Source organism: Vibrio sp. R15-SG3-ISO1A, assembly GCF_059833955.1.
Genome location: NZ_JCBDGH010000030.1, coordinates 205,006 through 228,318 on the forward strand (window position 1 = coordinate 205,006; position 23,313 = coordinate 228,318).

Here is a 23,313-nt window from a genome sequence, read left to right on the forward strand (position 1 = left end):
TTTATTCCCAGATAATGACCTCAACGGGGGTCGGGTTGTAGGCATTACATGGATTGTTCAATTGTGGGCAGTTTGACATCAACACAATGACGTTCATGTGAGCTTTTAGCTCCACGTATTTACCTGCACCACTGATACCGTCGGCAAAAGTCAGACCGCCTTCGGCTGTCACGGGGACATTCATAAAGAAGTTAATATTATGGGTGATGTCGCGCTTCGACATACCAAACTGCTCATTTTCAGCCACCGCCAGTAACCAGCTATCACGGCAAGCATGCATACACTTTTTGTCTATTGAGTAGCGTACTGTGTTGCTCTCAGTCGCACATGCGCCGCCCAAGGTATCGTGTCGACCACAGGTATCCGCCACTATTTCAAGCATTACATTGCCTTGATCAGATAAAATCTTCGTGCCTGCGGTTAGATAAACATTGCCCTGCTCTCGAATCGTATCCATCGCGCTGTAACGCTCTGAAGGGTCATTGGCGTTGTAAAACAGCGTATCTGCGGCTTGGTTACCCTCAATATCAAGAATGCGCACAGTCTGCCCTTTTTTGACGACTTTCATGTAGTAATCACCCGCTGGCACGGTGTCACGATATAGGGCTTCATTAAGTGGTAATTGGCTCTCTACAATCATGTTTTGCTCCTTTAGCAACATTGGCGGGTGGCTGATGGTTCAAACGTTCGACTTGCCGTTGCTGCATAGCGGCGGTTATTTTCAAAGCCTCGCTCGTTCTCTTCCCGGTGAGTGAGACAGGCATCGTCATCTTGCATTGGCTCAGATTCCCACACCGAAACCTCAACGGGCTGGTATGGGTAGGTTTTTGATGAATTAAGTGGATGTGGACAAGTGGTCATCACAACCAACGTATCCATTTCAAATCGCAGTTCAATGCTATCGCCCGCGTTGCTGTGTTGTGGGTCGTAGTTAAGATTACCCTCCTCATCGGTGGCGACTTTGCTAAATAGATTTAAGTTCGCAGCCAAATCACGCTTACCTAAACCGTATTTAGCCACCTCGACCAACAGCGCATCATAACCATTTTGCTTCCACTGATTGCGTTGGGTTTGGTAGTCCCGCTCACCCCATTTTTCTGCAACTTTTTGTTTGTTGCTGACCCCACACACCGTATCAATCCAGCCGGTATCATCGCGCACAATCGAGCAGAAGATGCGTCCCATATCAGAGTACAAACAGTGGCCTTGGGTTAACTTAAACGTATGTTGGCACTTCAAGGTATCGGGCGCATTGTAGCGCTCAAGTAGATTAGCCGGGTTGTAGAACAGCACACTCAAATTCGCACCACCCTCGATATCTATGAAGCGTACGGTTCGCCCTTTGGGTACCACCATTGACCAATGCGCGGCCCCTGGCAGAGTGTCTGAAAAAATCACATCCTGTTTTGCTAACATGTTTTATTCCTTATGCAATTTTGGAAAAAAGTTGGTCTGGCGGCGTGTTGTCCAACTGCTCGGTTGAGATATCAAATGTGACCTGCGCGCCAAAACGCTCCGGCGCTTGCTCATCATGACGAGTATGATCAAACACCCATAAACGGTTGCCCAGATGGAAGCCTTCACTCAGGTCATGCGTGATCATGAACACCGTTAAATTTTGCTCTTTCCACAGCGACTTCACTAACACATGCATATCTTTTCGAATCCCCGGATCCAGCGCGCCAAACGGTTCATCCAACAACAAAATTCTTGGTCTTTTTATCAGCGCCTGAGCGATGGAGAGTCGCTGCCTCATACCACCCGATAGCTCATGCGGGTATTTATCTTGAGCCGCTACAAGGCCAACCTGCTCGAGCATCTTTAATGCCTGCTCTTTGGCCTGCTGCTTCTTCGAGCCAAACAGTCGTCCCAGCGTGCGGCTAGAAAGACTATTCGACTCAAACTCATAACCGAGCATGACATTCTCAAGTGCTGTTAAGTGTGGGAATACAGAGTACTTTTGAAAAACGATGCCTCGTTCGACTCCAGGTTCTTGAGTCAAAGGTTCGCCATCCAATAGTACTTGTCCTCTTGAGGGTGTTTCGGTACCGAGCAACATATTGAGGAATGTGGTTTTACCGCACCCAGAGGCGCCTACAATACTGACAAAATCCCCTTCATGAACCGTAAGGTTTAAACGCTCTAAAACGATGTTGTCGCCATACTCTTTCCAAACCTGTTTGACTTGAATGATCGGAGGGGAGTTTTCTTTGTTCGTCGTCGAGTTAACCATGGCTCTCTCCTTGTGACTGGTGATACCAAGGGCTGAGTTTTTTTGATGCTAGACGCAGCAACCAGTCCATGCTGTAAGCTAAGAGAGTAATCCACAACACGTACGGCAGAATCACATCCATCGATAGATAACGGCGTACTAAGAAGATACGATAGCCCAAGCCTTCGGTAGCGACTATCGCTTCGGCAGCAATCAGAAACAGCCATGCGCTACCCAAGGTTAGGCGAACCGCTTCAATCAGTTTGGGCATAATCTGCGGAAGGATCACTCGCACGATAATTTGCCAACTGTTCGCACCTAAAGTCTGAGCCTTTATGAGCTGTTCATCCGGCAAGCTTTGCACTCGAAGTTGAATGTCCCTAATGATGATTGGGCACACACCGATGACAATCAGCACGACCTTGGACAATTCACCTACTCCGAATGAAATAAACAAAATCGGCAAAATCGCCATAGGTGGTATCAGTGATACAGCCGTGATCACCGGTGATAGCGACGCGCGCATTAAAGGAACGATCCCGGTCGCTATGCCCAATGACAGACCGATAAGGGCACTGAGACCAATCCCCCAGCCCAGCCGTGCAAGGCTTGCAAAGGTGTCCGTCCACATCAGGTATTCACCCGTTCTTCGACTTGGGGTAAATGCCATTCTATCAATGGCATCAGCAAAACTGCTGAAGGCTGGCAGCAATTTGTCCGCGGAGTTCGCCGCCAATCTCGCATCCGATGCCGTCACATAGACGGCAAGCAGGATAAGAAAAGGCATCACGCCGAGCATAACCCGCCCAAGTTTAGACGGGTGACGGTTAATTACTTTGGTCATAATGACTCCAATTACAACGACCGAATGGTGAGGTTACAGCGTGTTGTCCGCTGCCATCTGCATGAATTCAGAAGTAAATCGGAGCTTGACGTTGCTAGGGTCACCGAACACACCCGTTGGTGTTTCTACACCAATGAAGCCCGCATCAGGCGCACCTTCGCCAAGTAATCCATGTTCAAACGAAAACTCACTGACTTTTTGCATCGTTTCTGCCAGTTTAGGGCTTTGCGTAAAGCTGACCGCCTCATCTGCTGAGTAGAACATGTTGGTCGCTTGGAGTTGAGACTTGTAGCCATCAAGATCTGTCCCTGACGCTTGCGCCATATATGATTTGGCTTCATCGCCCTGTTCAGGTGATTGCATGATTGACATGATCTCATACCATGCGCCCGTTAATGCTTTACCTAATGCGGGGTTACTTTGTAACGTCTCTGTATTGACGACGAGTAGATCAATGATTTCGCCAGGAATATCAGAAGAGTCAAAAACAAAAGAGGTGTCTGGCTGAGAAGTAATTTCGCTAAGAAGGGGGTTCCAAGTCACAACAGATGTCACTTCACTTGTGCTAAACGCAGCAACAAGATCAGCGTCAGAGGTGTTCACCACTTTCACATCACGCTCACTCAAGCCGACACTTTCTAATGCACGAGCCATCAAGTAGTGAGAAACACTCAACTCGACTAGGTTGATCGATTGGCCTTTTAGGTCTTCAAGTTGCTTGTCCCCTTTAAGGACAATACCGTCATTCCCATTGGAGAAATCACCGACCACAAGAGCAGTAGAGTCCACACCACTTGCAGCGGGAATCGTTAATGCGTCCATATTGGTCATCACAGTGGCATCGAACTGACCTGTCGTGAACTGGTTGATCGACTCTATATAGTCATTCACCTGCACGACATCGATGTCAATGCCATATTTGTCTGCCCATTTGTCAATGATCCCAGCATGGTCGGCATAATCCCACGGCATCCAACCAACATAGATGGACCAAGCCAGCGTAAATTTCTCTTTCTCTTTCTCTTGAGCGAGTACTATAGGTGAAAAAGCGGATGCCAGTAGCGAAGTGCCGACAACCGATGCGAGTAGGCTGTTTTTGATTTGAGCTTTCATTTGAATCTCCTCCATGAGGTCACTGAATATCAACACAAGAGACGCAACCAATAAGTTTGGTTCAATCTCCCGGGCTTCTATCCCTCCGTGTGACCTCTTACGAGGTTGACAACTCTTGACCCAGACACTGTTTCAACAGCCGGAACCCTAGATGTCTATTTTCCAAATTGTATGTTAGCCAGACAACATTAACCGCTAACTATGCGCTCTTGTGAACTTATATAGAGTATTACAAAACTCATGCCAACCATTAAGACATATAAAATCAACAACTTAAAATCGATTCGCTTCACTCAACCTCTCTCAATGAGATCATGCTGGTGCATAAGCCCTACATTGGTGCATTGACAATCCGGTCACTCTTTAACGCCTTATTCCATGCATGATTGAGTATCCTGATAAACCCAAACAACATTTTCATCCGATAGTGGTATTTCAAACCAAGACCAGAACAACTCCAACATTTCAGGTGTCATTTCATACGACTTGGCATCCAAATTTGAATTGCGCAAAAGCGCCCTTTGCCGACATGTTTCAAAAGGTACGTCAAGGTAATGCACTTCACTCTCAACCCCCTTTTCTGATGCCCAGCGAATAAAAGTATCCCGGTCAAATTTGCGCCAGAAACCAAAATCGAAAATAACTGGTACACCGAGAGTAAAAAGCTGAAGAGCAGAATCTTTAAACAAGTCTTGAAGCGCAGCTAAACGACTGTCGAAGAGTTCACGCTCCATATGCTCACCGTATAAAGGAATCATCCATTCATCTATGGAGAAACGAAAAGCCCCATACTTTTTTGCTAGTTCCTTGGAGTAAGTCGTTTTACCTGAGCCGATAAAACCGCATACGAAATAGATCTTGGTCATAATTTCTCTTTAGCTAATAATATCCAACAAAGGTGTGAGGTGCGCGATCGCAACACTCTAGCCGTACGTCCTTACCACTCAACTTGATCCAGTATGAATAGTAGCTTGCCGATGGCCAACATGTTTCTCGACGCTTTCAATATACGCCGAGGGGATGATTTCTACCCTATCGATAAATTTAAGCAATGATGGGCTGAAGAAAGTGAGGTTATAGTACCTTTAACGACACCTAAGACCTATTCGCAATAGAGGGGGACACCAAATTAGGCCACCGACATAATAGGCAACGTCCCGAGCTTGAATTTCAGACATGAAAAAACACGCAACAAAGCGCTTAATATTCAATAGGTTGGGGTAAAAATATTGTTTGGGAATGATTGGAGCGTACTGCGGGAATCGAACCCGCATCATCAGCTTGGAAGGCTGAGGTAATAGCCATTATACGAAGTACGCATCTTCGGAAAGCGTGTTTACTATGCCATATCCGATGAAAAAGAAAAGCCTAATTTCCAGTTATTTAGCTCGTTCGGACGCTTTTTGTACGTAACGGACAAACTTTCATCGACGCATCGTCTCTTTGCCCTTTTTCTGGGTTGGGCGGCTCACCCAATTCGGTCGGTATCCTTTATTTGTCGTGTTTTGCTCGCTAGAATATAGCCAATTTTAGATAGCTATCCGAGAACTGATTGCCATGGCAAAACTCACCCTTCAAGAGCAAATGCTCAAAGCTGGCTTAGTCAATGAGAAGAAACTCAAGAAAGCCAAGAAAGGCTCAAAAAAATCGCGTGTTCAAGCACGTGAAGTGAAAGCCGCCGTCGAAGAGCAAAAAAAAGCGCAAGTTGAACGTGATAAAGCGCTCAGCAAAGAACAAAACGAACAGCGCTTAAGCAAAGAGATTCGTGCCCAAGTGAAACAACTGATCCAGATGAACAAACTAGACTTGGGCGATGGTGAAATTAAGTACAACTTTACTGATGGCACATTGGTCAAATCTCTCTACGTGACGGAACTGGTGCGAACCCAGCTCAGTAAAGGCATTCTTGCAATTGTACGCGAAGATGAGTCTTACGTTGTGATTCCAAGTAGTGTTGCAAACAAAATTGCTCAGCGTGATGAGAGTGTCATCGTCGATCAAAAAGAAGCGGATGAAGAGACCATCGCAGAAGACGACCCATATGCAGAATTTGTCGTCCCTGATGATTTAATGTGGTAATTAACGCCAACCTAAACAGCGAACTTGCCCATCGTGAGTTCGCTACTCTTGCTCAGTGGTCGACGCCTCTATCGTTCGACTGACAACACAGTCTTTACCCTTGGCTTTTGCCTCATACATTAAGTGGTCCGCATCGGATAGAGTAATGCCCTTGTAGGTCTTCGGGTACATTGCGCAGCCCACGCTCACAGTCACGTGGCGTGCGCCTTCGATACAGCAGTCAACAAGGCGGACATTGTCACAAATCTGATGGGCAATTAACCGAACTTTATTCGACGTTTCACCAAACACCAACACAGCAAACTCTTCTCCGCCGATCCTGCCTAGCAAGCAATGTTTGCTAATGGCGTCTCGCGCCGCCCACGCCACATTTTGGATCACGCAGTCCCCTATTTGGTGACCAAAGGTGTCGTTGACCTGCTTAAAGTCATCAATATCAAAAATGATGATCGCCAGTGGGTGGCTTCGACTGATGGCGCGGTTGAACTCACGGATAAGATGACGGCGGTTGCTGATCCCAGTCAACTCATCTTGTTCACTCAACTTTTTCAACCGACGATTGGCTGCTTCCAGCTGCACCGTTTTCCGCTTCACCGTCACTTTAAGTAGCACAATGTAGCCAAGCGCCGTCAACGTACAGACAAAAACAATCAGCGGCACCAAATATTTAGGGTAGACGGTACTGACGTACATCCAGCGCTGTAATATTTGGTTTTTGTCGTCCTCACTAAAACGCTTGAGGTTGCTGATGATTGTGTCATAGAGGTCGCGCTCCCCTTCCGCCACGGCAGGGCGTAAGTCGCCGGAGTAAAGATGACGAACACCAATAAAGCGGTGAGGTTCATCGCTGCTGTAGAGATAAAAATTCGCGACCTGAAGATCAGAAACAAAGGCGGAAATTTGGCCATTAAACGCGGCATCAATCATCAGCTGGTTGTTGGCAAAACTCATGACATCTAAGCCGGGGAATTTGCGTCGGGTAAAAGACTCTTCGTAACCACCGGCAACCACACCGACGCGATGATTGTGGTCGCCACGCATAAACTCATCAATGTCTTGAGTGATGAGCGATTGATGGACATAGAGCTGGGTATCGATCTTCATAATACTCGGGCCATACTCAAGATATTGATCTCGACTCTCTGACCAGAGCAGACCGGCATGGATGTCGGCGTCACCGCTTTTCATCGCATCCAATGAAGCTTGCCAGTCCACAAGTAAAAACTCGACGTTGACCTTGTTCAACTCGCCATATTTGCGCCAGTAATCAACCAAAATCCCATCCGGCTCCCCTTTCTGATTGAGAAACGAAAAAGGCTTCCAGGCTTTAGAATTAGTCACGACTATCGTTTCCGCGTGGTCGGCATACACCGATTTAGCCAACAACACTAGAACCAGTACAAATAACTGACGCACATCATCCCCTAAACGAAAAAGCTCAAGCATGCATTGCTTGAGCTTCAATACTTCACTCAACGGTTAATGTATAGACGACGTCAGCACGCTTTTCCTGCGCCCATCGTGAATTACCCACAAACTTAGTGCAACAATACACATAATTGAGAATTGGATCTCACTAAACAAGTGGGGGCATTACCCCACCACGTTTGCGCTACGCGTCTATTACTCAGTTTTAAAACGCTGCATCTCGCCATTAAGATCAGAAATGCCTTGCTTGACGGTATCCGTGACCTGTGAGGACGACACAGAAATCGTCGCCACGTCTTCTGCGGATGCGATCACCTGTGCCATGATCGACTGTATCTCTTGCGTTGCTGAAGATTGTCTTTGCGCGGCATCCAACAAGGCATTCATTTGTTGGCTCACCTGTTCGATTTGGTCGGTCGTCTGGCTGAGCGTCCCATAGGCTTGTTGGGTTTGCGCGGCGCCTTGCTGCGCTAGATGGCGGCTTTGTTCTATCTCACTGACCACTTGAGAGGTCGACGTCTGAATCGCATTGACGATAGCGTTGATTTCAGAGGTCGATTCCGTGGTTCTTGAGGCAAGCAAACGCACCTCATCAGCCACTACCGCAAAACCGCGCCCGTACTCACCCGCTCGCGCCGCTTCTATCGCTGCATTCAACGCCAGTAGATTGGTTTGCTCCGCGAGTCCTTCAATCACCTCTGTTACGCGGCCAATCGCTTCACTCTCTTTACTCAACTCAGCAACTCGCAGATTGGCCGCTTCAATACGACTGTGCAGCTCATCCACTGTGGTACGATTGTGTTCGAGTGCTTCACCACCGAGTCGAATCTGCTGGCGTGATTGCGCCAAACTCTCAGCCGATTGCTGCACTTGAACTGAAGTGGTTTGGGCACTCTCACTAACATCGGCCAGTTGATTGCCAACATCGCTCATTTTCTCTTTTTGTAGCGCCACTTGAGACGCGGTCTTTTGGTTGGCTTTGAGTAGGTCATTCATGCTGTCGTTGACCGACTGAGCCTTGCTTGATACACCATGAACAATCTCATTCAGCGCCTTGTTCATGGTATTGATTGATAGCATCAAGCTCGCGAGCTCATCGCTCCCTTCGATACGCAATGGGGATTGAGAGACATCCCCCGAGGCTATGGCCTGCGCGCGCTTGGAAACAATTTTCAAACGGCGGCCGATGTTATTGCCCATCGCTTGTGACAAGCTCACCGCCACAATCACTACAGCAATGATTGAACCAACCAACACACTGATGACTGTCGTCACGGAGGTAAATATCCCCTCACCGCTTATGTCCGCTTTTTGCTGTTGTATCTCGATCAAGGCTTCAAGCTGACGGTCTAGATCATCCACCGCAGGAATCAGCTCGTTGGCCATCACTTGGTTTGCCTGGTTCCAATCGGTGGAGAGTCGCAGTGCAACCACTTGATCCGCTAATGGATAGTAGAGCTGCTGCATCTCTTTAAACAGCTCCCACAAACCTTGATCACTGCTCGACAGTAAGGTGAGTTTAGATTCAATTTCATTGACTGGTTTGGCATGCAGGTCAAGCCACTCATGGTACTTGTCTAAGTGCTCTTGTTTGCCATATTGGAGAAAATCTCGCATCGCCGACAGCGCATTTGCAAATGAGGTATAACTGTCTGCGTACAAGCGGAACAGGCGCTTGCGCTCTCCGCCCTCTTTATTGCCCGCTTCATCGTTAATCAGGCCCTGCAACTGATCCAACGCCACTTCAGCAATCGGTGCCGCTTCATAGATAAACAAAGAGTGAGCAGGTAAATTTTCGTCACTGTGACTGAGTTGGGCGATACGTGAAAATAGTGCGCCGGTATTCTGCCAAGCCGCATTGATCTGCTGGTATTGCGCCTCACTCACTAACGGCTCAAGTGTAGGCAAGGCGTTATTCAGGCCCTCCATCGCTCGCTGTAACTGCTGGAACTGTTGCTCTCCGACACGCTCGTCGCCGCCCAATAGCATATAGGCACGTAACGTCGATACAGTGGCTTGAAGTGATTGCTGAATAGAACGCGCAGCATCGACCGTCGGAAGATCGGTCGATAGCAGCGAATCGGTATGCAGCTCTACAGTGTTAACACTGCGAAAAATAAACAAAGCGGATACGATAAAAAGTACTGCAAGTGACACAAAACTAAGACGTAACTTCCCTGATATCGTGAGTTTCATCCTTAAACTCCTAAAGTTAGTTTCGCTGCAACTATATCCTGTTCAACCGGATTGTTAAACAATGGTAAACAAAAACTTACTACTTTCGTTTAGGTGGGAATAGTGATGCGCGATCGAAAAGGCGTTAAATCTGAGGACCAGTGTGGCAGGCGTTGACTCGGATAATAGACTTATAGACGTGATAGAACACAAAAATCGCCCCAGAAGGCTCCAGGGCGAGACTCGATTAGATGTGCGTGCTCACCACGTACTGTTCTAATTCTTGGTTTGATACAGTTGTGATCAACTCATCATTCAAGTAAAACGCCACACTCTCATCACCTTTAACGCCGGTAAGCGTTTTGCTTGTTCCATCTAGGTAAGCGATGTCCATTTGTACGGTGTTGGCGTCAATGGATTGAATCGTTGTACTTTCAATCTCGTTCGTACTGGAAAGCGGGACATCCGTTAGAGACTTGTCCAACTTATCGTTTACCTTGATGTAGTTGTCGGTTGGCGTATCCACTACCGCAGGAGACTTCCCAGTGATTGGGTTAGTGCCCGTCCAAAACTCCACCGCGTTGACGATAAACAGGTCAGCGACACTGGCAATACCGTAAACCGGTGACAGCAAAACAAACAAACCTTCACGGCCGTAGCGGTTATCTACCGCTTCTAGGTTGAATTTAGTGACAAGCCCAGTTGTCGCCATTTGTCCCATACAACCCGTCAGTGTGCTAACGCCTAACGCGGCAATCACCGCGACTTTTACTTTGCTTGATTTCATTATTGTCGTTCCATTGTTGATGATGGCGCGCATGCTAACGACAGAGTCATCGGTTTGAAAGAGATCGCATCAACTTTTTACCGAATACTGACATGTTAAGTGTCTAATTAATCAGCACTTCTATTATCCCGACAAGATAAGTAGTGCTTATCCTACACGTCACACCAATAGCCCACTGACAACTTAGGTCATAAACCGCGCAAATTGTAACCAGAACAGTCATCAATTGTTGCGCCATTTTTAACAACAAAACAAACGCTTAACATCTCAATATTTATTTTCTATTTTGTCCCAAAAAGAGATTCCAATCACATATAGATTGGTTATAATTCGCGCCCGTTGCGTCTTATGTTGATAAACGCAAACAAAATTTGAGTATTCCGCCATTAACCCGCCTCTTCCCCCAGAAGAGACTCACAGAGAAGAATAATGAGCAAGATTGATAAAGCATCACGCATCCTGCTAGCAGGTTTCTGTATCAACCTCTGCCTTGGCATCTTGTATGCTTGGAGCGTATTTAACAAGGCACTCGTCACAGAAGCAGGCTGGAGCGCCGCTGAAGCTTCTGCCCCTTATGCCACTGCAACCATCACTTTCTCTATCTGTCTTTTAGTTGCAGGCATTCTTCAAGATCGCATGGGTCCACGTCTGATCCTAATTCTAGGTACAGTACTGACTGGTCTAGGTATGATTGCGTCTGGTTTTGCGACCACCCCGCTGATGCTTAACATCACCTTTGGTGTCATTACCGGTGCCGGTATCGGTTTTGGTTATGCATGTTTGTCTCCATCGGCGATGAAGTGGTTCCACTCGTCGAAGAAAGGTATGGTTAATGGTTTGATCGCAGCAGGCTTTGGCTTGGCGGCAATTTATCTTGCTCCTGTGACGTCTGCGCTGATTGACAACATGGGCATTCAGACCAGCTTTATGGTGCTTGGTGCCGGTGTACTGGCGATTGCGGTTCCTCTTGCAGCCACCATCAACAACCCACCAGCAGGCTACACGCCAGCAGAACCAAAAGTAAAAGCGGGCGCGGCGCCAAAAGCAGTAAAAACCTCTGAGAACTTGTCTTGGAAAGCAATGCTGAAAACGCCTCAGTTCTACTCGCTTTGGGTTATGTACGCGTTTGCCGCGTCTGTAGGTTTGATGATCATTGGTAACATCACCACCATCGCAAGTGTTCAAGCAAACCTGCCAAATGCGGTTTACCTAGCGTCTATCCTTGCGGTCTTTAACTCTGGCGGTCGTGTTGCTGCGGGTATCTTGGCTGACAAAATTGGTGGTGTGCGCACTCTGCTTCTCGCATTCGTGTTGCAAGGCATCAACATGGTGCTTTTCGCCACCTTCAAATCAGAGTTCACACTGATCATCGGTACGGCGATCGCAGCGGTGGGTTACGGTACACTGCTAGCGGTATTCCCAACCTTGACAGCGGAATTCTACGGCCTGAAAAATTACGGCACGAACTACGGCGTACTCTACACTGCATGGGGTATCGGCGGTGCAATTGGTGCGGCAGTCGTTGGTTTCTCGATGACGCACGGCGAAGCATACGGCCTTGCCTACACCATCTCAGCAGTCATGATGGGGGTTTGTATCGTGCTAGCGCTAGTGACCAAACCGCTATCTGAAGCGAAAGTTGCTGAGTTGAAAAACGCCTAAACATTGATTTGTTTTGCAAAAGGCTTACCCTGATCGGTAAGCCTTTTTTGTATTTCAAAGTAATGTAGGACGAGACAGATTGTTATGGACGCTCAACCCACGCTCGCGCCCCATTATTACCTCGACAATTTTATCAAGCTCACTTCGCATGCTCAGCAGTGGTACAGCGACCTGCTGCATGAGGACGAGCAAGCGTGGTTGGCTCGCTTTAATATGCAAAGCCGCGATGCTCAGTGCTTGCTTGTTCGATTACTGAGCCGTAAAGGCGAATGGTTTCGCAGTGATAAGTTACACTATCCAGAAATCAGCAGTATCACCGAGGCGTTAAGCACACTCGAGCAACACGGTTTTATCCTTATTAATGGTCCGATTGATAAGCAAACCTTAGCCGCGTCATTGCTGACCAAACCCGAAATCGTCGCTCTGTTTTCACCGCTCAACAAGCAGCAAAAGAAAGAAGCCTTGGTGGCTGAGCTGCCCCGCGAGCCTTTTCTCACCGCTTCCGCGTTAGATTTTGACTGGATCAAGCTTGAGCAAGGCAGCATGCTCGATCTGCTTCTCACGCTATTTTTCGCCAATACCCACCAAGATTTAAGTCAATTTGTCCTTGATGACTTGGGCCTTCATCGTTACGAACCCTATCCTCTGAGCCGCGAGCGGCGCTTTTTTCCAATCAGAGACGATGTCGATAGTCTGCTGCAACTCAGTCAGTTGAGTAAGCAATACCAACAAGGCGACAGAAAATGCGCCGACACACTGGTCACGCTAGCCGATCAGATCCCCACTTCGCATACTCACCCTTACGTGGAGCGCAAACGTCAGCACCTCATCAACGATATCGCGCGCGATCTTGAGCGCGTCCAGCGTCTTGACGATGCGCTGACGCTGTATCAGCAAACTGAGCTTCCTCCCACCCGTGAGCGACAAGCGCGCATTCTAGATAAGTTGAATAGAGATTTTAGTGACGTTGTCACTAAAATGTTACATACACCAAGAGACCAAGCTGAGTACGAAGTCGCGCTCAAGTTGCAACAACGATTAAAGCGCAAGCAGGGAGAGCGCGTACCCAGGGCGCAAAAGCCTGCGCACGATGCGATGCACGTTGCGCTTGACCTCTCTCGAGAACGGGTTGAGTTGGCGGTGAAAGCTCACTTAGAAGCGCAAGGTTGGCAGGTCTATTTTTGTGAAAATGCGCTCCTCAATGGCTTATTTGGTTTGGCATTTTGGCCTGTCATCTTTGCGCCCGTCGAAGGGGCATTCATCAATGCTTACCAATATCGCCCGCTTGATCTCTACCATTCAGATTTCGCAAGCAAACGCCGCGAAGAGATTGAGCATGTGATGCAAACTCTACAAGGGCGCGACTGGTCAGCACTGCTCACGACCTATCGGGACAAATACGCCACCAACAATGCGTTTGTACAGTGGTCGCTATTGGACAAAGCACTGCTTAACCTAGCGTTAAACACCATTCCAACACCCACACTGATCGCTTTGTTTCGCATTTTATTGAGCGATCTTAAGCTGTATCGCAATGGCCAGCCGGATCTGATTGCCTTTAAAGAGGGGCAATATCGATGGATAGAAGTCAAAGGACCCGGTGACAAACTGCAAGATAACCAATGGCGCTGGATTAAACACTTCACACGGCTTGAAGTACCTTTTTCGGTCTGTTACGTCACTCACCAGACGGAACCTTATTCGAGCGAAAATGCGCATTAATTTGCACTATCGCTCAGTTTTTGCTGCAATTCATCTATCACTGACCAGCGGAATCATCCAAATCATGAATCCAAAAAAGATCTTGAGCCTAATTACCGTGCTCTTTTTTGCCGGCTGTGCCACCTATGCTGGCCTGAATTACGATCAGCTGTTTGGCATAGAGCAAGTACGCGAGCGCCGAGTCGACGCGAGCGATACACGACACGATTTCTTTCATGCTCAAGTCAAACCTATTCTTGATAAACGCTGTGTGGTTTGCCACGCCTGCTACGACGCCCCTTGCCAGCTCAAGATGTCATCAGTTGAAGGAATAGAACGAGGTGGCAGCAAAGAACTGGTCTATCAAGGTACGCGACTGACTGCCGCAAGCCCAACGCGTCTGTTTGAAGACGCGCAAACCACACAGCAGTGGCGCGAGCTCGGCTTTCACCCGATTTTAAACGAGCGCAATCAAACACCAACCGCCAACCTAGAGGCGGGCTTGATGGCGAAAATGTTGATGCAAAAAGAGGCGCACCCACTACCCAAACAAGTTCAACTTGAAGGTTTTGATTTTGCTATTGACCGAAGCCAAGTGTGCCCAACCATGGATGAGTTTGAGCAATACCAAGCGGATCACCCAACTTGGGGAATGCCCTACGGCATGCCGAATTTACCCCAACAGGAATACGCGACTCTCATGGCCTGGCTGCAAGGCGGCGCAACGATGAGCGCACCGCTGCCGCTTAGCCAAGAGCAGCAGCAACATGTTGATCAGTACGAAGCACTGCTTAATCTGCCTTCTCGAAAAGGTCAGTTGACTGCACGCTATCTCTATGAGCACCTGTTTCTCTTCCATCTTTATTTCTCTGAGATAGACGATGCGCAGCCGAGATTTTTCACTATCGTACGCTCAGCAACCCCACCGGGCGAGCCGGTTCAGCGCATTGCCACTCGCAGGCCGTACGATGATCCGGGCGTGGCGCGCGTATACTACCGCTTGATCCCTGAGCAAGGCACTATTGTCGATAAGACGCACATGCCCTATGCGCTTAATCAGCAGCGCTACCACAACTGGAAAAGCTGGTTTATTGATGCTGAGTATGACGTCGCGACCTTACCCAGTTATGAGCCTGATGTCGCGGCGAATCCCATGACGGCCTTTATCGATCTACCCGTCAAAGCGCGCTTCAACTACTTGCTCGACAACGCACAAAATACCATCAACGCCTTCATCAAAGGGCCGGTATGCCGAGGACAATTGGCGCTCAATGTCATCAATGACCGATTTTGGGTGTTTTTCTTAGATCCCGATAAATCGGATATTCCGCAAGTGAATGAGTTTTATCGCTCGCAAGCCGACAACCTAAAACTGCCTGCTGAGCTGGAAAGCAATACGCTGCCGATTGCCAATTGGGTCAGTTATTCCAAGCAGCAAGCGCGCTATTTGAAAGCGAAATCTGAGTTCACCAATCAGTGGTTTAAAGACGGCAAACACCTGACCACCGATATCATCTGGACAGGCGGTGGCACGAACCCCAATGCCGCTCTCACGGTATTTCGCCATTTTGATAGTGCGTCGGTGGTCCAAGGGTTAGTCGGCACGCCACCAAAAACCGCTTGGGTGCTTGATTATGCCTTGTTAGAGCGCATTCATTACCTCCTTGTGGCAGGCTTCGATGTCTATGGCAACTTTGGCCACCAATTGATGACGCGCATGTTTATGGACTTCCTGCGCCTAGAGGGAGAAAGCAATTTTGTCGCCTTGCTGCCTCAAGAGGTTCGTCATCAAGAGCATTCGAGCTGGTATCAAGATCAGAGCGCTCAGTTGAGTGATTTCTTACAGCGCAACGTCGAACCCTTCAACCAACCAACGCAAGTGCGCTATGCCAGCGATGATCCGAAAGCGGAGCTGTATGACATTCTCCAAACCCAACTCGCCCCCGTACTGTCCAACCGTTTCAAGATTGAGCAAACAGGCCTAAGTGAGCGCAGTGAAGCAAGCCTGAGACGTATCGATGCAATACAAGGTGAAGGTCTGGTCCATTTGCCACAAAGCCTAATGATCATGGTGCGCGCGGCAAGCGGACAAGAGCAGTTGTTTACTCTGCTACACAATAACGCTCACACCAATATTTCCAGCTTGTTTAATGAGGAGAGTAACCGAGATTTCGCCAATGATGATTTAACCTTAGTGCGCGGAGTGATCGGTAGCTATCCGGCTGCGTACCTATCGTTGGAGGAATCCGAGGTCGATCAGTTGGTCGAATCATTAGAAGCGCTGCGAACCGAAGACGATTACATCAAGATACTGGATCAATTCGCGATTCGCCGCAGTTCTGATGAATTCTGGCCGTTCAGTGACCGCGTGCACGAGTGGTATAAAGCGGATCAGCCGATCGAATTTGGATTGCTGGACTATAATCGTTTTGAAAACAGATAAACGCTTTAATTGGGTTTAACGTGTTATCGGAGGTAGTTATGGGACTTCAAGACAATATCCGAGCATTGGAGCAACAAATCTATGTCGCGTGCTCCGAAGGTGATTACGACACCGTACAGATGTTAGAGCACCAACTCGACAGCTTGAGAAACCGGTCATCCCACACCCGTGATGACTCCCCTTATGCACCCGAAGGGAAGCTCTATCCGGAAGACGACTGGTACTAACTATAGTTGCTCAGTCAACTGGGCCGCCTCACTCGCCCTGCCTTGCAGGGCGTTTTATTATTCTGTCACTCGCTCTGTTCACTCCAACATTGTTCGTTGAGTTATTGGCCTACATGTCCAACCCAATTTTCGTAGGCGTTCTTCGCCCAATCCGCTAAAATAATCCGTCACTAAAAAGCGCTTTACAACGCAGTATTACACGCTATCATTCGTGCGCAAACGTTTGCCTCACTTTTTGAGTCTGTATTTTGAGGGTTTTATGCTGTCCGATATTGAAATCTGTCGCACGACATCACTGCAATCTATCGATCAGGTTGCGCTTAACGCTGGATTAACGGAATCAGAGTTTCACAGCCAAGGAAAATATAAGGCCAAAATCTCACTGAGCACACTGAAAAGGCTCGATGATCAACCTACAGGCAAGCTGATCGTCGTGACTGCGATTACTCCAACCCCTCTTGGCGAAGGCAAAACCGTCACCACGATTGGCCTTGCGCAAGGATTGAAAAAGTTGGGGCGCTCAGTAATGGCGTGCATTCGTCAACCTTCTATGGGGCCCGTGTTTGGCGTCAAAGGCGGAGCAGCCGGCGGCGGTTACTCTCAAGTCGCACCGATGGAAGAGTTGAACTTACACCTCACTGGCGATATTCATGCTGTGAGCGCTGCCCACAACCTCGCGGCGGCCGCCATTGACGCGCGTCTGTATCATGAACAGCGCAACGGCTATGACGATTTCGAAACGCGCAGTGGACTCAAAGCACTGCGTATTGATCCAGAGCGCATCGTATGGAAACGAGTAATGGATCATAATGACCGTGCACTGCGCATGATCAGCGTGGGTCAGAACGAGCCAGGTAAAACCATCAATGGGTTTGAGCGCCAAGATGGCTTTGACATCTCAGCCGCATCTGAACTGATGGCCATTCTAGCCCTTGCCAGCAACCTGAGCGATTTACGCCAGCGTATCGGCCGTGTCGTACTGGCTTATGATCTCGATGGGCAGCCCGTGACTGCAGAAGATTTGCAAGTCGCCGGCGCAATGGCGGTGTGTATGAAAGACGCCATCGAACCCACGTTAATGCAAACGCTCGAAGGTGTGCCGACCTTGATCCACGCTGGGCCTTTCGCCAATATTGCTCACGGTAACTCTTCCATCATCGCAGACAATATCGCCACCAAGTTAGCCGATTTCACGGTCACCGAAGGCGGTTTTGGCTCAGACATGGGCTTTGAAAAAGCGTGCAACATCAAAGCACAATTCTCTGGCAAAGCGCCTGATTGCGCCGTCATTGTGGCAACGTTGCGCGGACTTAAAGCCAACTCTGGCTGTTACGACTTAAAGCCAGGCCAAGCCTTGCCCGACGCCCTATTCCATGATGATAAAAACGCGCTGCACGCTGGATTTGAAAACCTAAAATGGCACATCGACAATGTCAACAAGTACGGCGTGCCGGCGGTTGTGGCCATCAACCGATTCCCGCAAGACAGCGAACAAGAGCTCGCTGAGCTGAAGGCGCTGATCGAAGCTCTGCCAAACAATGTCGCCGTTTCTATCAGCGAAGGCTTTGCCCTTGGTGGTGAAGGCACTCGTGAGCTTGCCGCCAAGGTGGTGGAACAAACGCAGACGAACGCGAGCTTTAAGCCACTGTATAAACTCTCCCAATCACTGGAAGAGAAACTGATGGCGGTGACAGAAACAGGCTATGGCGCGGCGTCCATAACGCTCAGTGAGCTGGCGAAAGCGCAACTGGCCCAGTTCAAGCAGCAGGGCTTTGATCACCTTGCCGTCTGTATGGCAAAAACGCCCATGTCCATCTCAACTGATGGCGCAGTCAAAGGGGCGCCTAGTCACTTTGATGTGCCAGTACGGGAACTCAAGCTGTGTGCAGGTGCCGGTTTTATCTACGCCCTGTGTGGCAATGTGATGACGATGCCTGGTCTCCCTGATAAACCGGCGTTTATGAATCTTGATCTCGACGATGACGGCAACATCATCGGGCTGAGCTAAACCTTAGCGAGTTAGAGTTTCATTTTAGTTGTAACCAGGCTTAGGCACTGTGCCTAAGCCTTTATTTTTTAAGCCACTGCGCCACTTTCCACCCTAGATGTTGTACCATTGACATTCAGTCAGCCAACAGTGGATCCCGTCATGGAAGCCGAACTACTCGAAATCAAAAACTTCCTCGCCCAACACCCGCCTTTCGATGAACTCGAGGATGAGGTGCTCAACACCGTCACGAAAAGCATAGAAATCTCCTATTTTCGTGAAGATACACCCGTCATCCACTTTGGCGATGAGATTCACGATCTGTATATGATTCGCAGTGGCGTCATTGAAGTCTACCGCCGCAAAGGGGAGCTCTATAACCGAATCGATGAGGGCGCCTTATTTGGCCAAATGGGGCTACTAACCAACAACAAAGTCCGCTTCCCGGCGAAAGCGATCACCGACACCCTACTCTATTGCATTCCTGAAGCGGTGTTCCAGCACCTCTACGACAACTACGAATCCTTTGCCGATTTTGTTGAAGTGCAAGACAGTGCGCGTCTGCGCCATGCGATTTCCACCTCAACCGAGCAAAACGATCTCACCACATCCAAAGTGCGCACCTTGCTGACCGGTGAAGCACCGTACATCTACAAAACCGAGTCGATTCAAAATGCGGCAATCAAGATGGCCGATGAGAATGTCTCTTCATTGTTGATTTATGATGCTGATATCGTCGAGAGCGATGAAGAAGACACCAACCCATTAGTCGGGATCATTACCGACCGCGATTTGTGCACACGGGTGCTCGCGCAGGGTCTTAACCCCGCAGACCAAGTGGCGGAAGTGATGACCACCGAACTCATCTCCCTTGATCACAACGCCTACGTTTATGAAGCCATGCTCACCATGCTGCGCTACAACGTGCACCATTTACCTGTGCTAAAAGACAAAAAACCGATAGGCATCATTGAGGCTACCGATATCGTTCGCTACGAGTCGCAAAACTCTCTGCTACTGGTGAGCACCATCTTCCAGCAACAAAGCATTGATGAATTGGCGGTGTTGTCCCAACAAGTGAAGGACAGTTTCGTCCGTCTGGTGAACGAAGACGCCAACTCGCACATGGTCGGCAGCGCGATGTCGGTGATTGGTCGCAGCTTTAAGCAGCGTATCATCGAGTTGGCGGAAGAAGAGCTCGGCGAAGCACCCATTCCCTACTGCTTTGTCGCACTGGGATCGATGGGGCGGGATGAGCAGCTATTAGTTACCGACCAAGACAACGCCATTATTCTCGATAACAGTTTCGATAAAAATCTGCACGATGACTATTTTGCACAGCTCGCCAAACGGGTCTGTAATGGACTTGATCGCTGCGGCTACCAATACTGCACCGGCGACATTATGGCGACAAACCCTGACTGGCGAATGACACGCACCGAATGGGAAGAGTGTTTTGCCGATTGGATTGACGATCCAAACCCTAAGGCGCTGCTCAATGCCTCTATTTTCTTTGACTTAGATGGCGTGTATGGCAGGCTCAAGTTCGCTGAGCAGCTCAATGGTTTTATCGTCCGCCGCGCCCGTAAGAACAACCGTTTTCTCGCGTGTTTGGCGCGCAATGCCATGAACCGCACCCCACCACTTGGCTTTTTTAAAGATTTTGTGATGGAAAAAGACGGTCAGCACAAAAACTCGATCAACTTAAAACGTCGTGGCACCGCGCCACTCGCTGACCTTATCCGTGTGCATGCACTGGCCGTTGGCTCTCGCTCAAGAAATTCATTCGAACGTCTTGATGACATTCAAGAAGCGGGTATTTTGCCAAAAGGCAAAGCGCGAGATTTGCGTGACGCGTTGGAATTTATCTCCATGGTACGTATCCGCCACCAAGCCTATGATGTGGAAAATGAGATTGAACCAGACAACAACATCGAGCCTGAGCACTTGTCTGATTTTGAACGACGCAACCTAAAAGATGCGTTTCAGATATTGAGTAATGCGCAGAACTTCCTCAAGTTCCGCTATCAAGCGAGCAACAACTTTAAGTAGGCGACACTATGCTAAATCGACTCAAATTCGCTGGCAGTATAGACTGGCCGAACAAGTTCCAACAAAAGCTCGCACTGACTCAAGATGAGCGACTGCTGCGCTACTACCAAGCGGGTGTGCCTGCGCTCGACACCCCAATTAGCGAGGTGAAGTTTCTTGCGATGGATTTTGAAACCACCGGCCTTGATGCCAATCAAGATGACATCATCACCATAGGGACTGTGCCCTTTGATTCTAATCGAATCTACATGAATCAGGCCAAACACTGGACCGTTCGCCCCCGTCAGCAGTTAGCGGAAGAGTCGGTGGTCATTCATGGCATTACCCACTCAGATGTGCTGGACGCTCCGGATTTGTCTGCTGTGTTTGATCAAGTATTAGAGCAAATGGCGGGTAAGATCACCGTGGTTCACTATCAAAAAATCGAACGTGAGTTTTTCGATCAAGCGCTGCGCACTCGCATCAATGAAGGCATTGAGTTTCCAGTGGTCGATACCATGCAACTTGAAATCGAATGGCAGAAGAAACAGACCCAGGGCATCATTAATCGGATTAAAGGCAAAAAACCACAATCGGTCCGTTTAGCGGCCAGTCGCACACGTTACGGTCTGCCACAATACACGCCACATCATGCCCTGACCGATGCGATCGCAACTGCTGAGCTTCTTCAAGCGCAAATCGCCTATCGCTTTGCACCTTCAACGCCCATTGGCAAACTGTGGATTTAATTGGCTTTAAGTCGTGGATTTCGATTTTAGCGAGGCATAAAAAACGGGAGACCTTCGAGTCTCCCGTTTTATTTTCACTTATTGATGGAATAAGTTACTGGTTGTATTTCTCAGTACGCATACCGAGTATCAAGCTGACACACATCAACAGCAGGACAATCGTGAACGGCAGCGCGGTTGAAATCGCACCCGCTTGGAGCGCTTGAATCGCTTCCGTACCACCAATCCAGAGTAGCGCAACCGCAATCGCCCCTTCCATGAAGGCCCAGAATACACGTTGCAGGACAGGCGCATCCACTTTACCACCAGCGGTAATGCTGTCGATAACCAGTGAGCCTGAGTCCGATGAGGTGATAAAGAACACCAAGACCAGTACCACTGCAATCACAGAGAGCATCGTGCCCATTGGCAGCACATCAAACATCTGGAACATCGCTAGCGACACATCCGTCAAGCCGTTGGCACCCAGCTCACCAATGTTGTTGACCACTTGATCAATCGCAATGCCACCGAAGACCGACATCCAAAGCAAGGTAACGGCGGTAGGGACAAGCAATACTGCGGTCATGAACTCGCGCACAGTACGACCTTTAGAAACGCGAGCAATGAACATACCGACAAATGGCGACCATGAAATCCACCAAGCCCAGTAGAAAACAGTCCAACCTTGGAACCAAGCAACGTCTTCACGACCATGCGGGTTACTTAACGGGATTATGTTTTCAACGTACGCCATCAGCGTTGTGCCGATGTTGCCAAACGTAACCGCATAACCGATCAGAGCCACCAAAATCAGCAGCACGAACGCTACCAACATGTTGATGTTACTGATCACTTTTACGCCACCGTCGATACCACGAACAACCGATACCACCGCCAGTAATGTCACAATAGTAATCACGACAATCTGTAGCCCTAGGCCGGCATCAATACCGAAGACATGGTGAATACCACTGGCCGCTTGTTGCGCGCCAAGACCAAGAGACGTTGCCAAACCAAACAAGGTAGCCAAAACCGCGAGGATGTCCACCACGTGACCTGCCCAGCCCCAAGCGCGATCGCCCAGAAGAGGGTAGAAAATAGAGCGGATTGAGAGCGGTAAGCCTTTGTTGTACGCAAAGAACGCAAGTGACAGCGCCACCACGCCATAGATAGCCCATGGGTGCAGACCCCAGTGGAACATGGTTGCGCCCATAGCCAGTTTGGCGGCGGCTTCTGTGTTGGCTTCCACACCCAGTGGCGTTTCATACCATCCGGTGAAATACGCAACGGGCTCTGCCACACTCCAGAACATCAGTCCGATACCCATACCAGCAGCAAACAGCATAGAGAGCCAGGAGATGAACGAATAGTCCGCCGTCGCTTGTTGACCGCCCAGTCGGATTTTTCCAAGCGGTGAGACAATCAACGCCAGGCAGAAGATCACGAAAATGTTGCCCGACCAAATGAATAGCCAATCAAAGCTGCCAATGATTTGCCATTTTAGGCCATCTAACGCAGATTTAGCCGACTCCGCATCAAGCACTAGCGTCGCTACCAAGAACAACGCGATCAAACCCGCGCTGATCCCAAAAACAGGGTTGTGAACATCAAACCCCCATTTTTGCACATTATCTTGCCCGACGGTGTAGTCGGTGCTATCGATACTGTACTTATCTATACCCTTAGTCATCGTTCCTCTCTTAGATGATTAGTGCGTGTGTTCGAGCTTGTTGACATAAAAATCATTAGTCGTAAAACTAATATCTTGCGCTTTACGACACATTCCTAACGAAGTTCAAGCTCGTCGCGAACGCACATATTGTACTCACCCATATAAAATGTTCCATTAAACCTCGGTTAAACGTTCACTTTTCACCCAAAAAGGTTAGCAGA

Annotated in this window: 18 protein-coding genes, 1 tRNA gene and 1 riboswitch; of the genes, 8 read left to right on the forward strand and 11 right to left on the reverse strand. The window is 48.8% G+C overall.

Annotated elements, in window-relative coordinates; genetic code table 11:
- Window position 1: 1 nt before the first annotated feature.
- The 7 genes from AC6R0L_RS04190 to AC6R0L_RS04220 form a co-directional block, all read right to left on the reverse strand.
- On the reverse strand, window positions 2-640 hold the full coding sequence (locus tag AC6R0L_RS04190) for an urea amidolyase associated protein UAAP2 (RefSeq protein ID WP_500628335.1): 639 nt from the start codon (window positions 638-640) through the stop codon (window positions 2-4).
- A gap of 11 nt (window positions 641-651) precedes the next feature.
- Window positions 652-1,416, reverse strand: a complete 765-nt coding sequence (locus AC6R0L_RS04195) for an urea amidolyase associated protein UAAP1 (protein WP_500628336.1) — start codon at window positions 1,414-1,416, stop codon at window positions 652-654.
- A gap of 10 nt (window positions 1,417-1,426) precedes the next feature.
- On the reverse strand, window positions 1,427-2,233 hold the full coding sequence (locus tag AC6R0L_RS04200) for an ABC transporter ATP-binding protein (RefSeq protein ID WP_500628337.1): 807 nt from the start codon (window positions 2,231-2,233) through the stop codon (window positions 1,427-1,429).
- Window positions 2,226-3,056, reverse strand: coding sequence for an ABC transporter permease (locus AC6R0L_RS04205; protein ID WP_500625256.1), 831 nt, complete (start codon window positions 3,054-3,056; stop codon window positions 2,226-2,228). Before AC6R0L_RS04205 ends, AC6R0L_RS04200 begins: the two co-directional genes overlap by 8 nt.
- Window positions 3,057-3,089: 33 nt before the next feature.
- Window positions 3,090-4,169 (reverse strand): putative urea ABC transporter substrate-binding protein, encoded by a 1,080-nt coding sequence (locus AC6R0L_RS04210; RefSeq protein ID WP_500628338.1) that lies wholly within the window; start codon window positions 4,167-4,169, stop codon window positions 3,090-3,092.
- A gap of 64 nt (window positions 4,170-4,233) precedes the next feature.
- Window positions 4,234-4,331: riboswitch (guanidine-I (ykkC/yxkD leader) on the reverse strand.
- 209 nt (window positions 4,332-4,540) lie between these two features.
- Window positions 4,541-5,035 (reverse strand): P-loop nucleotide/nucleoside kinase family protein, encoded by a 495-nt coding sequence (locus AC6R0L_RS04215; RefSeq protein ID WP_500625254.1) that lies wholly within the window; start codon window positions 5,033-5,035, stop codon window positions 4,541-4,543.
- Window positions 5,036-5,413: 378 nt separating this feature from the next.
- Window positions 5,414-5,488 (reverse strand) — tRNA-Gly (locus tag AC6R0L_RS04220).
- Window positions 5,489-5,726: 238 nt separating this feature from the next.
- Between AC6R0L_RS04220 and AC6R0L_RS04225 the strand changes: the two genes are divergently transcribed.
- Window positions 5,727-6,248 carry a DUF2058 domain-containing protein gene (locus tag AC6R0L_RS04225; RefSeq protein WP_487903396.1) on the forward strand — a complete coding sequence of 174 codons (522 nt, stop codon included), beginning with the start codon at window positions 5,727-5,729 and terminating at the stop codon, window positions 6,246-6,248.
- 42 nt (window positions 6,249-6,290) lie between these two features.
- Here AC6R0L_RS04225 and AC6R0L_RS04230 read toward each other — a convergent pair whose 3' ends face one another.
- The 3 genes from AC6R0L_RS04230 to AC6R0L_RS04240 form a co-directional block, all read right to left on the reverse strand.
- The gene (locus tag AC6R0L_RS04230) at window positions 6,291-7,664 is read right to left on the reverse strand and encodes a transporter substrate-binding domain-containing diguanylate cyclase (protein WP_500628339.1); all 1,374 of its coding nucleotides are present in this window, start codon (window positions 7,662-7,664) and stop codon (window positions 6,291-6,293) included.
- Window positions 7,665-7,871: 207 nt separating this feature from the next.
- Window positions 7,872-9,872, reverse strand: coding sequence for a HAMP domain-containing methyl-accepting chemotaxis protein (locus tag AC6R0L_RS04235; protein WP_500628340.1), 2,001 nt, complete (start codon window positions 9,870-9,872; stop codon window positions 7,872-7,874).
- A 226-nt stretch (window positions 9,873-10,098) separates the two neighbouring features.
- A complete protein-coding gene (locus tag AC6R0L_RS04240) occupies window positions 10,099-10,638 on the reverse strand; it encodes a DUF3332 domain-containing protein (RefSeq protein ID WP_500628341.1) in 540 nt (179 codons plus the stop codon).
- A 429-nt stretch (window positions 10,639-11,067) separates the two neighbouring features.
- Here AC6R0L_RS04240 and AC6R0L_RS04245 point away from each other — a divergent pair, with 429 nt between their 5' ends.
- The 7 genes from AC6R0L_RS04245 (at window position 11,068) to AC6R0L_RS04275 (ending at window position 21,438) form a co-directional block, all read left to right on the forward strand.
- On the forward strand, window positions 11,068-12,300 hold the full coding sequence (locus AC6R0L_RS04245; protein ID WP_500628342.1) for an L-lactate MFS transporter: 1,233 nt from the start codon (window positions 11,068-11,070) through the stop codon (window positions 12,298-12,300).
- Between the two features lie 84 nt (window positions 12,301-12,384).
- Complete coding sequence (locus AC6R0L_RS04250) at window positions 12,385-14,022, forward strand: VRR-NUC domain-containing protein (RefSeq protein ID WP_500628343.1); 1,638 nt, start codon at window positions 12,385-12,387, stop codon at window positions 14,020-14,022.
- A 64-nt stretch (window positions 14,023-14,086) separates the two neighbouring features.
- Window positions 14,087-16,444 carry a fatty acid cis/trans isomerase gene (locus tag AC6R0L_RS04255; RefSeq protein WP_500628400.1) on the forward strand — a complete coding sequence of 786 codons (2,358 nt, stop codon included), beginning with the start codon at window positions 14,087-14,089 and terminating at the stop codon, window positions 16,442-16,444.
- A 38-nt stretch (window positions 16,445-16,482) separates the two neighbouring features.
- Window positions 16,483-16,671, forward strand: a complete 189-nt coding sequence (locus AC6R0L_RS04260) for a hypothetical protein (RefSeq protein ID WP_487903389.1) — start codon at window positions 16,483-16,485, stop codon at window positions 16,669-16,671.
- Window positions 16,672-16,930: 259 nt separating this feature from the next.
- Window positions 16,931-18,679 carry a formate--tetrahydrofolate ligase gene (locus AC6R0L_RS04265; protein ID WP_500628344.1) on the forward strand — a complete coding sequence of 583 codons (1,749 nt, stop codon included), beginning with the start codon at window positions 16,931-16,933 and terminating at the stop codon, window positions 18,677-18,679.
- Between the two features lie 141 nt (window positions 18,680-18,820).
- On the forward strand, window positions 18,821-20,710 hold the full coding sequence (locus AC6R0L_RS04270) for a putative nucleotidyltransferase substrate binding domain-containing protein (RefSeq protein WP_500628345.1): 1,890 nt from the start codon (window positions 18,821-18,823) through the stop codon (window positions 20,708-20,710).
- An 8-nt stretch (window positions 20,711-20,718) separates the two neighbouring features.
- Complete coding sequence (locus AC6R0L_RS04275; RefSeq protein ID WP_500628346.1) at window positions 20,719-21,438, forward strand: 3'-5' exonuclease; 720 nt, start codon at window positions 20,719-20,721, stop codon at window positions 21,436-21,438.
- A 94-nt stretch (window positions 21,439-21,532) separates the two neighbouring features.
- Here the strand turns inward: AC6R0L_RS04275 and AC6R0L_RS04280 are convergent, their stop codons facing one another.
- Window positions 21,533-23,110, reverse strand: a complete 1,578-nt coding sequence (locus AC6R0L_RS04280) for a BCCT family transporter (RefSeq protein ID WP_500625245.1) — start codon at window positions 23,108-23,110, stop codon at window positions 21,533-21,535.
- Window positions 23,111-23,313: the final 203 nt, after the last annotated feature.

Bases quoted from the DNA above. Each gene is read 5' to 3' on its own strand.
- AC6R0L_RS04190 (WP_500628335.1), bottom strand. From the start codon at position 640: ATGATTGTAGAGAGCCAATTACCACTTAATGAAGCCCTATATCGTGAC.
- AC6R0L_RS04195 (WP_500628336.1), bottom strand. From the start codon at position 1,416: ATGTTAGCAAAACAGGATGTGATTTTTTCAGACACTCTGCCAGGGGCC.
- AC6R0L_RS04200 (WP_500628337.1), bottom strand. From the start codon at position 2,233: ATGGTTAACTCGACGACGAACAAAGAAAACTCCCCTCCGATCATTCAA.
- AC6R0L_RS04205 (WP_500625256.1), bottom strand. From the start codon at position 3,056: ATGACCAAAGTAATTAACCGTCACCCGTCTAAACTTGGGCGGGTTATG.
- AC6R0L_RS04210 (WP_500628338.1), bottom strand. From the start codon at position 4,169: ATGAAAGCTCAAATCAAAAACAGCCTACTCGCATCGGTTGTCGGCACT.
- AC6R0L_RS04215 (WP_500625254.1), bottom strand. From the start codon at position 5,035: ATGACCAAGATCTATTTCGTATGCGGTTTTATCGGCTCAGGTAAAACG.
- AC6R0L_RS04225 (WP_487903396.1), top strand. From the start codon at position 5,727: ATGGCAAAACTCACCCTTCAAGAGCAAATGCTCAAAGCTGGCTTAGTC.
- AC6R0L_RS04235 (WP_500628340.1), bottom strand. From the start codon at position 9,872: ATGAAACTCACGATATCAGGGAAGTTACGTCTTAGTTTTGTGTCACTT.
- AC6R0L_RS04240 (WP_500628341.1), bottom strand. From the start codon at position 10,638: ATGAAATCAAGCAAAGTAAAAGTCGCGGTGATTGCCGCGTTAGGCGTT.
- AC6R0L_RS04245 (WP_500628342.1), top strand. From the start codon at position 11,068: ATGAGCAAGATTGATAAAGCATCACGCATCCTGCTAGCAGGTTTCTGT.
- AC6R0L_RS04250 (WP_500628343.1), top strand. From the start codon at position 12,385: ATGGACGCTCAACCCACGCTCGCGCCCCATTATTACCTCGACAATTTT.
- AC6R0L_RS04255 (WP_500628400.1), top strand. From the start codon at position 14,087: ATGAATCCAAAAAAGATCTTGAGCCTAATTACCGTGCTCTTTTTTGCC.
- AC6R0L_RS04260 (WP_487903389.1), top strand. From the start codon at position 16,483: ATGGGACTTCAAGACAATATCCGAGCATTGGAGCAACAAATCTATGTC.
- AC6R0L_RS04265 (WP_500628344.1), top strand. From the start codon at position 16,931: ATGCTGTCCGATATTGAAATCTGTCGCACGACATCACTGCAATCTATC.
- AC6R0L_RS04270 (WP_500628345.1), top strand. From the start codon at position 18,821: ATGGAAGCCGAACTACTCGAAATCAAAAACTTCCTCGCCCAACACCCG.
- AC6R0L_RS04275 (WP_500628346.1), top strand. From the start codon at position 20,719: ATGCTAAATCGACTCAAATTCGCTGGCAGTATAGACTGGCCGAACAAG.
- AC6R0L_RS04280 (WP_500625245.1), bottom strand. From the start codon at position 23,110: ATGACTAAGGGTATAGATAAGTACAGTATCGATAGCACCGACTACACC.